General features: G+C 69.9%; 10 protein-coding genes. 5 read left to right on the forward strand and 5 right to left on the reverse strand.

The features are described 5' to 3' along the window. Together ettA and NT132_RS04585 are read left to right on the forward strand one after the other, a co-directional pair. The coding region (gene ettA / locus NT132_RS04580; RefSeq protein ID WP_297785500.1) for an energy-dependent translational throttle protein EttA at positions 1-1,400 on the forward strand (1,400 nt) is incomplete at its 5' end. After that, positions 1,400-1,876: a thioesterase family protein gene (locus NT132_RS04585; protein WP_297785522.1), complete on the forward strand. Its 477-nt coding sequence runs from the start codon at positions 1,400-1,402 to the stop codon at positions 1,874-1,876. The genes ettA and NT132_RS04585, both read left to right, overlap by 1 nt. Positions 1,877-1,935: 59 nt before the next feature. Here NT132_RS04585 and NT132_RS04590 read toward each other — a convergent pair whose 3' ends face one another. Then, on the reverse strand, positions 1,936-2,811 hold the full coding sequence (locus NT132_RS04590) for an acyl-CoA thioesterase II (protein ID WP_297785525.1): 876 nt from the start codon (positions 2,809-2,811) through the stop codon (positions 1,936-1,938). Between the two features lie 233 nt (positions 2,812-3,044). Here NT132_RS04590 and NT132_RS04595 point away from each other — a divergent pair, with 233 nt between their 5' ends. Beyond that, complete coding sequence (locus NT132_RS04595; protein ID WP_297785503.1) at positions 3,045-3,572, forward strand: hypothetical protein; 528 nt, start codon at positions 3,045-3,047, stop codon at positions 3,570-3,572. Between the two features lie 16 nt (positions 3,573-3,588). Here the strand turns inward: NT132_RS04595 and NT132_RS04600 are convergent, their stop codons facing one another. From NT132_RS04600 to pepN, 4 genes are all read right to left on the reverse strand, one after another. Continuing rightward, complete coding sequence (locus NT132_RS04600) at positions 3,589-5,253, reverse strand: FAD-binding dehydrogenase (RefSeq protein ID WP_297785506.1); 1,665 nt, start codon at positions 5,251-5,253, stop codon at positions 3,589-3,591. Positions 5,254-5,295: 42 nt separating this feature from the next. Continuing rightward, positions 5,296-5,763, reverse strand: a complete 468-nt coding sequence (locus NT132_RS04605) for a globin (protein WP_297785509.1) — start codon at positions 5,761-5,763, stop codon at positions 5,296-5,298. Further along, a complete protein-coding gene (locus NT132_RS04610) occupies positions 5,760-6,863 on the reverse strand; it encodes a mechanosensitive ion channel domain-containing protein (RefSeq protein ID WP_297785511.1) in 1,104 nt (367 codons plus the stop codon). Before NT132_RS04610 ends, NT132_RS04605 begins: the two co-directional genes overlap by 4 nt. Before the next feature lie 63 nt (positions 6,864-6,926). After that, on the reverse strand, positions 6,927-9,473 hold the full coding sequence (gene pepN / locus NT132_RS04615; RefSeq protein ID WP_297785513.1) for an aminopeptidase N: 2,547 nt from the start codon (positions 9,471-9,473) through the stop codon (positions 6,927-6,929). 149 nt (positions 9,474-9,622) lie between these two features. On the opposite strand from pepN, the gene NT132_RS04620 reads away from it, so the two are divergent. Together NT132_RS04620 and NT132_RS04625 are read left to right on the forward strand one after the other, a co-directional pair. Next, a complete protein-coding gene (locus tag NT132_RS04620) occupies positions 9,623-10,825 on the forward strand; it encodes a ferrochelatase (RefSeq protein ID WP_297785516.1) in 1,203 nt (400 codons plus the stop codon). Positions 10,826-10,905: 80 nt separating this feature from the next. Beyond that, positions 10,906-11,438 (forward strand): ribose-5-phosphate isomerase (locus NT132_RS04625; RefSeq protein ID WP_297785519.1); only part of this gene is annotated, 533 nt, incomplete at its 3' end.

The following is an 11,438-nucleotide window of genomic DNA, read 5'->3' on the forward strand; positions in this document are numbered from 1 at the left end:
CCATCAAGCCGAAGCTCGATCGCTTCAATGAGATCTCCGCGCTGATGGCCGACCCCGACGCCGACTTCGACGCGCTGCTGGCCGAGATGGGCACGCTGCAGGAAGAGATCGACGCCGCAGACGGCTGGGATCTCGACTCGCAGCTCGAGCAGGCCATGGACGCCCTGCGCACGCCGGCGGGGGACGCGGCGATCGGCCCGCTCTCCGGTGGCGAGAAGCGCCGTGTGGCGCTCGCCAAGCTGCTGCTGCAGAAGCCCGACCTGCTGCTCCTCGACGAGCCCACCAACCACCTCGACGCCGAGAGCGTGCAGTGGCTCGAGCAGCACCTGCAGGCCTACAAGGGCGCCGTCATCGCCATCACGCACGACCGGTACTTCCTCGACCACGTCGCGGAGTGGATCGCGGAGGTCGACCGAGGTCGCCTCATCGGCTACGAAGGCAACTATTCGACCTACCTGCAGAAGAAGGCCGAGCGCCTCGACGTCCAGGGCAAGAAGGACGCCAAGCTCGCCAAGCGCCTCAAGGACGAACTCGAATGGGTCCGCTCCAGCGCCAAGGGCCGTCAGACCAAGTCGAAGGCACGCCTGGCGCGCTACGAGGAGATGGCGACCGAGGCCGAGCGCACCCGGAAGCTCGACTTCGACGAGATCCAGATCCCTGCGGGCCCGCGCCTGGGCAGCGTCGTCATCGAGGCGAAGAAGCTGCAGAAGGGGTTCGACGGACGTTCGCTCATCGACGGGCTGAGCTTCAGCCTGCCGCCGAACGGCATCGTCGGCGTGATCGGTCCGAACGGTGTCGGTAAGACCACGCTGTTCAAGACCATCGTCGGACTCGAGCCGCTCGACGGCGGAGAGCTGAAGATCGGCGAGACCGTCAAGATCAGCTACGTCGACCAGACGCGCTCGAACATCGACCCGAACAAGACGCTGTGGGAGGTCGTCTCGGACGGCCTGGACATCATCACGATCGGCAAGACCGAGATCCCGTCCCGCGCCTACGTGTCCAAGTTCGGTTTCAAGGGACCGGACCAGCAGAAGAAGGCGGGCGTGCTCTCCGGTGGTGAGCGAAACCGTCTGAACCTGGCGCTGACGCTCAAGGAGGGCGGCAACCTGCTGCTCCTCGACGAGCCGACCAACGACCTGGACGTCGAGACGCTGTCCAGCCTCGAGAACGCGCTGCTCGAATTCCCCGGCTGTGCCGTGGTCATCACGCACGACCGGTGGTTCCTCGACCGCATCGCGACGCACATTCTGGCCTATGAAGGCACGGACGAGAAGCCCGACCAGTGGTACTGGTTCGAGGGCAACTTCGAGGCGTACGAGCAGAACAAGATCGAACGCCTGGGACCGGATGCGGCGAAGCCTCACCGTTCCACCCACCGCAAGCTGACACGGGATTGATCACGGCGCCCCGACTCCACATCCCCATCCACCTGCGGTGGGGAGACCTCGACGCGTTCAACCACGTCAACAACACCTCGATGCTGAAACTGCTCGAGGAGGCGCGGGTGCGCGCGTTCTGGGCGCCCGCGGACGGTGAGCCGGCGTACCCGACCGCCGTGGTGTCGTCCGGCATCGACGAGGGTGTCCTCACGCTCATCGCCCGGCAGGAGATCGAGTATCTCCGACCGGTGCCGTACCAGCGCGACCCACTCGACGTGCAGCTGTGGTTCGGCCGTCTCGGCGGCTCGAGCATGGAGGTCTGCTACGAGGTGTTCAGCCCGCGTGGCGCGGCGGAGCAGGAGCTGTACGCCCGCTCGTCCGCGACGGTCGTGCTGGTCGATGCGCCCACGGGCCGCCCGGTCCGGCTGACGCCCGCGATGCGCGAGGCGTGGCAGCCCTACGTGAGCGAACCGATCGTCTACTCGCGGCGCTGATCCGCGAGACTATGCGCGGCGCTGATCCGCGGGGCTATGCGCGGCGCTGATCCGCGGGGCTATGCGCGGCGCTCGGCCGCCGGCACCCGCACCATGACCTCCTGCGCCACCGAAGCGACCAGCATCCCGTCGCGAGTGTAGATCCGGCCGGTGGACAGTCCGCGTCCGCCGCGAGCGTTGGGGGCGGACTGGGTGTACAGCAGCCAGTCATCGACGCGTGCGGGGCGATGCCACCACATGGCATGGTCGAGGCTTGCCACGCTCATCCCGGGCGTCGCCCACGCCAGGCCGTGCGCGCGCAGGATCGGCTCCTGGATGGTCATGTCGGACAGGTAGGCGAGCGCTGCCCGGTGCAGCAGCGGGTCGTCGGGGAATGCACGCCGGGTCCGCATCCACACGCTCTGCCGCAGCTGCGGCGTGCCCGGGAACGGACCGTACAGCGACCCTTCCACGTGCCGCACCTCGAGCGGAAGGTCGGAGAAGCTGCGCTTGGACAGCGGGTTCTCCCCGCCCTGGGTCTCGAGCGGGGCGAGGTCGTCGGGGCCCGGCACATCGGGCATCGGCTCCTCGTGGTCGAGCCCCTCCTCCTCGGCCTGGAACGAGGCGATCATGGAGAAGATCGGCACGCCCTGCTGATACGCCTGGGTCCGGCGTGCCGTGAAGGAGCGGCCGTCGCGCAGCCGGTCCACCGAGAACGTGATGCCCTGTGAGGCATCGCCGGGTCGCAGGAAGTAGCCGTGCATGGAGTGGATCGGGCGATCCTCCGCGACGGTGCGGGACGCGGCGACGACGGACTGCGCCAGCACCTGGCCGCCGTACACCCGGCCACGAGGCATGTGGTGCGAGACGCCGGTGAAGATGTCCTCCGTGGTGCGCGCGCCGCTGTCGGTCAGCGCCAGCACCGACAGCAGGGAACCGACGGGATCGTCCGAGATGTTCGGGTCCTGCGTCGTTCCTGCTGCATCCACGCTGTCCTCCGATGTGTCAAGTCCGCTTGGTAGTTTAGGACGATGCCCACCCGCCTCCTGTTCCTCGACGCGGATGCGGCGGCCGATGCGCTGACCTTCGCCGGTCGCGCCGGTACTCTCGGCCTCGATGCCGCGGTGCGGCTGCGCGCGCAGCACGGCGCCCTCGTGATGGCGACCGCGGTGCTCTCACCCCGGACGCGGTGGATCCGGAGCTGGAGTGCGACCTCGCGGTCGCCGCCCCGGGCCTCGTCGGCACCGAGGATCCTCTCGCCCTCGCGCTGCCGGAGACCGCCGTGACCGCACCATGGGCGGGGATCTCGCCGCCGCGCTCCGGATGGGAGATGCAGCGCGAGCTCCCCGCATCCGTCCTCGCGGCACGGTCGCAGTGGGGTATGGCTGCCGTCGCGCACGAACTGCCCGCCGACCCCGGGGAGGACATCGTCCGCACGGTGCGCGCGCACATCTGGGGGGAGGCGGACGAGGAACTCGACGGCCTGCCTCGCGGTGTGGCGTTCGCCGGCACGGCCCTCGGCTTCGTGCACGGCGCACCGCGCCGGGCTGGACCCGCCTCTCGCTCCGCCGTGGGCACATCCTGGTGCGCCGCGCTGTGCGTTCCGGCCTTACGGCGGTCCGCGCCACGGGCGCCGCGGGCTAGCCGTTTCCGGCGCCTGCGCGCCCGTATCCCGCCTTCACGATCCCCCCGGTACTGCCACCTCAGCGTTGTCTGACGCCCGGGCGAGAGGATCAGGAGTCGCGCGCCGCGGCGCGCCCGGCGGCGCGCCCGGAGAACAGGCACCCGCCGAGGAACGTCCCCTCCAGGGCCCGGTAGCCGTGCACGCCGCCACCACCGAAGCCGCTGGCCTCGCCCGCCGCGTACAGTCCGGGCACCGGCGTGCCCTCCGCTCCCAGCACCCGCGCGTCGAGGTCCGTCTCGATCCCGCCGAGCGATTTACGGGTGACCACGTGCAGCTTGACCGCGATGAGCGGCCCGGATGCGGGATCGAGGATGCGGTGCGGCACGGCCGTCCGCACCAGCCGGTCGCCGCGGTAGGAGCGGGCGGAACGAAGCATCGCGATCTGCGCGTCCTTGGTGAACTCGTTGTCCATCTCGCGGTCGCGGGCCTCGACCTCGAGCCGGACGCGCTCGGCATCGAGCGCGTCACCGCCGGGGAGGGTCTGCATCCCTGCGATGAGGTCGTCGAGCGTGTCGCGCACGATGAAGTCCTCGCCGTGGTCGAGGAACGCCTGCACGGGTCCCGCGGCGCCCTTGCCGAGGCGCGATTTCACTAGGAGCGGGATGTCCTTGCCGGTGAGGTCGGGGTTCTGTTCGCTGCCGGAGAGGGTGAACTCCTTCTCGACGATCTTCTGCGAGAGCACGAACCAGGAGTGGTCGTATCCGGTGGCGCGCAGGTGCGCGAGCGTGCCGAGCGTGTCGAAACCGGGAAACAGCGGCACCGGCAGGCGCGTGCCCGTCGCGTCGAGCCACACCGAGGAGGGGCCGGGCAGGATGCGGATGCCGTGGTCGGGCCACACCGGATCCCAGTTGGTGATGCCCTCCACGTAGTGCCACATCCGGTCGCCGTTGATCAGGCGTGCACCGGCGGCGGCTGTCGTGTCGAGCATGGCACCGTCGACGTAGGCGGGGACGCCGGTGAGCATCGATACCGGCGGGGTACCGAGCCGCGCCGGCCAGTTGCGTCGGACGAGGTCATGATTGCCGCCAATGCCGCCGGAGGTGACGATGGTGGCGCCTGCGGCGATCGTGAAGGACCCCACCACCTCGCGAGAGCTCGCGGTGCCGCGGGCGCTGCCTGAGGGGGCGAGGACGTCACCGCCCGCCCCGGTGACGGTGCCGTCGGTCGTGGTCAGCGCGGTGACGCGGTGCCGGGCGAGGATCGTCACGCGGCCGTCCTGCTCCGCCGTCTCCAGCGCGGCCTGGAACGGCGCGACGATGCCGGGACCCGTGCCCCAGGTGATGTGGAAGCGCGGCACCGAGTTTCCCGGCCCGGTCGCGGTGTAGCCGCCGCGTTCGGCCCAGCCGACCACCGGGAAGAACCGGACGCCTTTTTGCGCCAGCCAGCTGCGCTTCTCGTGGTGGGCGAACGCCAGGTACGCCTCTGCCCAGCGGCGGGGCCACGCGTCCTCGTCACGGTCGAACCCGGCGGTGGCGAACCAGTCCTGCCGGGCCAGCTCGGGACTGTCGTGGATGCCCATGCGGCGCTGCTCGGGGGAGTCGATGAGGAAGAGCCCGCCGAACGACCACCATGCCTGCCCGCCGAGGTTGGTGCGGGGTTCCTGGTCGACGATCGTCACGCGCTTCCCGGCGGCTGCGGCCTCCGCGGCGGCCACGAGGCCGGCAAGGCCCCAGCCGACGACCAGGACATCGGTCTCATGGTGGGCTTCGGTCATGGCGACTCCTCGTCGTCGTGGTGCGGCTACGCGGGGGCGCCGTCAGTGCGGCTGCGGCGGCTCCGCGGCGCGCACCGGGAGCGTCCCCGTGTCGCGCCCGGTGGCCGTCGGCCCGATGCCGGCGGGTTCGAACGAGCTCACCATGGCATAGGCGGCGCGCTGCAGGTAGTCCCAGAGGGTGCTCTCGTGCAACGGGGGCAGCTCGAGCGCGTCGACCGCCGCGCGCATGTGCGCCAGCCACCGGTCGCGGGCGTCGGGGTCGACATGGAACGGTGCGTGCCGCATCCGGAGTCGCGGGTGCCCGCGCTGCTCGCTGTAGGTGGTGGGGCCGCCCCAGTACTGCTCGAGGAACATCAGCAGACGGACCTTCGCGGGGCCGAGGTCCTCCTCGGGGTACATCGGCTTCAGCACCGGGTCAGCGGCGACGCCGTCGTAGAACACGTCGACGAGGCGGGCGAACACCTCGTGGCCGCCGATCTCGTCGTAGAAGCTGATCGGGGTGTCGGTCACGTGTTCTCTCCTTCGCCGGCGGCCTCGGGGGAGCCGTCGGTCTTGCCGGATTTGCCGGACCTGCCGGTGCGCTTCGGCTTCCAGACCGGCTTCTCCGGCATGGTGGGTGTCGGCCGGGTCTTCGGCGGGTTGGCGCCCCGCACGCTCTGTGCCCCCTCGTACCCGGTGAGGATGATCGAGTTGAGCTGGGGCAGGTGCACGCCCAGGTCGTCCATCGCGCGCTTCAGCCGCATCCGGAGCTCCCGGGCGACGTCGTCCTTCGCGTTCGAGCGGGTCTTGATGACGAGGCGGATGACCAGCGCGTCGCCCGACACCGACTCCAGCCCCCAGATCTCCGGCTGTTCGAGGATGCGGGTGCGCCACTTCGGGTCTTTCGCGAGAGCCTTGGCGGCCGTCAGCATCGCCTTCTCGACGTCGTCGATGGATGCGTCGGCCGGCACCGCGAGATCGACGATGACGCGCGCCCAGCCCTGGGACATGTTGCCGATCCGGGTGATCTCGCCGTTGCGGACGTACCAGAGCGTTCCGTTGACATCGCGGACGTGGGTGACGCGGACGCTCACGTATTCCACGACGCCGGTGGCGAGGCCGAGGTCTACGACGTCGCCGATGCCCACCTGGTCCTCGGCGACGATGAAGATGCCGTTCAGGACGTCCTTGACGATGTTCTGCGCGCCGAAACCGAGGCCGGCGCCGATGGCCGCGGTGAGGAGGGCGAAGGATCCCAGGATGCTGGCGTCGATGACGTTGACGATGAGGATGAGCGCGACGATCACGATCGTGACGTTCATGATGTTGCGCAGGATCGACCCGAGCGTGCGCGTGCGCTGTACCAGGCGCACGCCGGCGAGGGGCGAGCGGTCGAGAGCCTGGGTGTCGTCGACGTTGGCCTTGCTCTTCGCGCCGTTGACGATCCGCTCCACGACCCGGTGGATCACGAGGCGGAGGACCCATGCCACCAGGAAAGCGACGACGATGATCGACACGATCCCGAGTGCCTTCCACCCGGCACGGACGAAGAACGCGGCGATCTCACTCCACCAGGCGGGGTCGGTGACATCGGGTTCCACCGCGGCGAGACCCCTCGACAACTCCTGCATCACCTCAGCCTAATGACGGATGCCTCGGACCCTGCTGAGTCCGAGGCATCCGTTCGCGTGGTGCTACTCCGCGTCGCGCGACTGCACGTCGAGCGCACGCTCGACGCCGGCGAGGTTCTCGGCGATGAGGCGGCGGAGGGCCGGCGGGGCGTCCTGGTGGGAGCCGAGCCAGCCGCGGGTGGCATCGCGGAGGGCCGTGCTGGCCAGCGGCGAGGGGAACAGGCCCACGATCAGGTAGCTCGCGATCTGATACGTGCGCTCGTTCCAGATCGGCAGCAGCATGTCGAAGTACCGCGGCACGAACTCCTCCAGCAGGTCGCGCGTGGCCGGGTGGATGAACCCTGCCGCCGCGGAGCGGAGCACCGTGTTGGGCAGGTCGTCGTGCTCGACGAGCTGCGCCCACGCCTCGCGCTTCGCCTCGAGGGTCGGCAATGCCGCCTTGGCCTGAGCGGCGAATTCGCCGCCCTTGGCGGTGTTGTCGGCGGCGAGCGCAGCGTCGATGTCCACGGCGGTCACGAGGCCCCCCGCGGCGAGCGAGACGAGCAGCGCCCACGACAGGTCGGCGTCGATTTCGAGGCCCTCGAGCACCGTGTCGCCGTCACGGAGGGCGCGCACCGCCTCCCACTGCGCGGGGGTGGATGCGGCCGAGGCGAACGCGGTGACGAACTGCAGCTGGCTGTCGCTGCCCGCCTCGGCGGACTGCGCCAGCGCCCAGAGGCCATCGGCGACGGTCGCCCGCGCCTGTTCGCGCCGTTCCGGCGTGACGTAGGAGTTCGCCGTCAGCTGCAGTTGACCCAGCGTCGTGCGCACGGTGGTCGACTCGGTCTCGGCGCCGATGTTGCCGAGCACGAGGTCGATGTATGCGGATGCTGAGGCCTCCGCATCCCGGGTCTGATCCCACGCCGCGCCCCAGACGAGCGAGCGGGCGAGCGGATCGCTGATCTTCGACAGGTGCGCGATGGCGGTGGCCAGCGACCGGTCGTCCAGGCGGATCTTCGCGTAGGCGAGGTCCTCGTCGTTCAGGAGCACGAGGTCGGGGCGTTTCCGTCCGACGAGCTCGGCCACGTCGGTGCGGTCCCCGTCCACGTCGAGTTCGACGTGGTGGGTGCGCACGAGCGCGTCGCCCTGCAAGTCGTAGAAGCCGACGCCGAGGCGATGCGGGCGGATCGTGGGATAGTCGGCGGGCGCCGTCTGGATGATCGAGAACTTGGTGATAGTGCCGTCGCTGCCCTCGTCGATCGACGGGGTCAGCGTGTTCACGCCCGCGGTCTCCAGCCACTTCTTCGACCAGCCGCTGAGATCGCGGCCGCTGGTGGCTTCGAGCTCGACAAGCAGGTCGCGCAGCTCGGTGTTGCCCCACTGATGCTTCTGGAAGTACTGACCCACGCCGCCGAAGAACGCGTCGATGCCCACCCAGGCGGCGAGCTGCTTGAGCACCGATCCGCCCTTGGCGTAGGTGATGCCGTCGAAGTTCACCTGCACGTCCTCGAGATCGTTGATCTCGGCGACGACCGGGTGGGTGGAGGGGAGCTGATCCTGGCGGTACGCCCAGGTCTTCTCCATGGCGTTGAACGTCGTCCACGCCTCGGTCCACTCGGTGGCTTCGGCGGTTGCGATCGTCGACGCCCACTCGGCGAACGACTCGTTCAGCCACAGGTCGTTCCACCACTTCATGGTGACGAGATCGCCGAACCACATGTGCGCCAGCTCGTGCAGGATCGTGACGACGCGGCGTTCCTTGACCGCATCCGTCACCTTGCTGCGGAAGACGTACGTCTCGGTGAAGGTCACCGCGCCCGCGTTCTCCATGGCGCCGGCGTTGAACTCCGGCACGAACAGCTGGTCGTACTTCTCGAACGGGTATGGGACGCCGAACTTCTCTTCGTAGTACGCGAAGCCCTGGCGGGTCTTCTCGAACACGTAGTCGGCGTCGAGGTGCTCCCACAGGCTCTTGCGGGCGAAGACGCCGAGCGGGATGACGCGCCCCGAGGCGCTGGTGAGCTCGGAGAACGTCGACTCGTACGGTCCCGCGACGAGGGCGGTGATGTACGACGAGATGCGCGGGGTGCGCGCGAAGGACCAGGTGGCCGAGCCGTCGCCGTGCCGGGTGGGCTCGGGCGTGGCGGAGTTGGAGACGACCTGCCAGCCCTCGGGCGCGGTCACGGTGAACCGGAACTCGGCCTTGAGATCGGGCTGCTCGAACACCGCGAACACGCGCCGCGAGTCGGGGACCTCGAACTGCGAGTACAGGTAGACCTCACCGTCGACCGGGTCGACGAAACGGTGGAGGCCCTCGCCGGTGTTCGTGTAGAGACAGTCCGCCTCGATGAGGAGCTCGTTCTCGGCGGCGAGGTCGTCCAGCGCGATGCGCGAGTCGGCGAACGCGGTCGCGGGGTCGATGTCGCGCCCGTTGAGCCGGATGGTGCGCACCTCGCCGGCGATGAGGTCGATGAAGGTGGCGGCGCCCTCGGTGGCGGTGAAACGCACGGTGGTCGTGGAGCCGAACACGTCGGCGCCACGCGTGAGGTCGAGGGTCACGTCGTACGACTGGGTGTCGACGATCGCGCGGCGTTCCTGTGCTTCCAGGCGGGTGAGGTTCTCTCCAGGCACTGCTTCGCTCCCAAGGGGTGATCGGGGATGGCATCGTCGGGCACGGCGGCCGACGGCTTCCGATCCAGCCTATGCCCGTGACCTCGCGGGAACACGGTCTGACGCATAGTGCATGCGCGCGGGGTCAGCCGCGGTGCGAGGATGGGGGAGTGAGTTCCCCCGATCTCGTGCCCGCGGATGCCGGCACACGCGTACCGTTCGCCTCTGCCGCCGCCGCATCCGGAGCTCCGCACGTGGAGCAGCCGGTCGCGTACGACGGCATCCTCCTCGCCGGGTTCGGTGGTCCGGAGGGACAGGACGACGTCATCCCCTTCCTCCGCAACGTCACCCGCGGCCGCGGGATCCCGGATGAGCGACTCGAGGAGGTCGCGCACCACTACCGTCACTTCGGCGGCGTCAGCCCGATCAACGCGCAGAACCGCGCGCTGAAGGCGGCGCTCGAGACGGAACTCGCCGGCCGCGGGATCGACCTGCCCGTCTACTGGGGCAACCGCAACTGGGCGCCGTACCTCGACGAGGCGGTGACGGATGCGGCAGCTGCGGGGGACACGACGCTCCTCGGCATCGCGACGAGCGCCTACAGCTCGTTCTCCAGCTGCCGGCAGTATCGCGAGGACTTCGCCCGCTGTCTCACCGACACCGGCCTCGGCGACACCGTCACAATCGACAAGGTGCGCCAGTTCTTCGACCACCCGGGCTTCGTCTCCGCGTTCCGTGAGGGCGTGCGCGACGCCCTCCGTGGGTTCCTCGATGAGGGCGTCGCGCCCGATCGCATCCGGGTGCTGTTCTCGACCCACAGCATCCCCGTCGCCGACGCGCAGCGCTCCGGCCCGCGCGACGTGGACTTCGGCCCCGGCGGCGCGTACGCCGCCCAGCACGAGGCCGTCGGCGCCGCCGTGATGGCGCAGGTCGCCGCTGAGATCCCGGAGGCCGCCCAGGTCGGCTGGGAGCTCGTGTTCCAGTCCCGCTCCGGCCCCGCCTCGCAGCCGTGGCTCGAGCCCGATGTGTGCGACGTCATCGGCGAGCTCCCGGCCCGCGGGATCGACGCCGTCGCGGTCGTGCCGCTCGGGTTCGTCAGCGACCACATGGAGGTCCTGTGGGACCTCGACACCGAGGCGCTGGAGGCGGCGGAGGCCGCGGGGCTCAAGGCCGTCCGTACCCCGACCCCCGGAATCGACCCGGCCTACGTGTCGGGCCTCGTCGACCTCGTCGAGGAGCGCCTGCACGGCACCCCCGCATCCGACCGCCCGCACGAGACCGCGCTCGGACCCTGGTTCGACGTGTGCCGGCCGGCCTGCTGCGAGAACGTTCGCGCGGGCTTCAAGCTCGCCGCCGCAGGCATCGCGCCCTGAGCGCCTCGGCCCGGACGCCGAGTCGTTCGCGGCCGATGTGGTGACAGACGCGACGACTCGGCGGATGGAAAGATGGGGGTATGCGCATCCACATCGCCACCGACCACGCCGGGCTCGAGTTCTCCACGCAGCTGCAGCACCACCTTGCGGGGGCCGGCCACGAGGTCGTCGACCACGGGCCGATCGAGTACGACGCCGTCGACGACTACCCCGCCTTCTGCATCCGCGCGGCGCAGGCGGTCGTGCGTGACCAGGCCGCCGGCATCGAGACGCTCGGCGTCGTGTTCGGCGGTTCCGGCAACGGCGAGCAGATCGCCGCGAACAAGGTGCAGGGCATCCGCGCGGCGCTGGTGTGGAACATCGCCACCGCAGAGCTTGCCCGCGAGCACAACGACGCCAACGTGATCGCTATCGGCGCCCGGCAGCACACCTTCGAGGAGGCGGTGACCTTCATCGACCGCTTTATCGACACCCCGTTCTCGAACGAGGAGCGCCACGTGCGTCGCATCGCCCAGATCGCCGCCTTCGAGCGTGACGGCTCGCTCCTGCCCGACCCGCGCGCGGGCGCCGCGGTGCCCGACGTGCTCGCCGCCGACCCGCATGGACCCGAAGG

Origin of the sequence: Microbacterium sp., from assembly GCF_026393345.1 — a bacterium.
GTDB lineage: Bacteria > Actinomycetota > Actinomycetes > Actinomycetales > Microbacteriaceae > Microbacterium.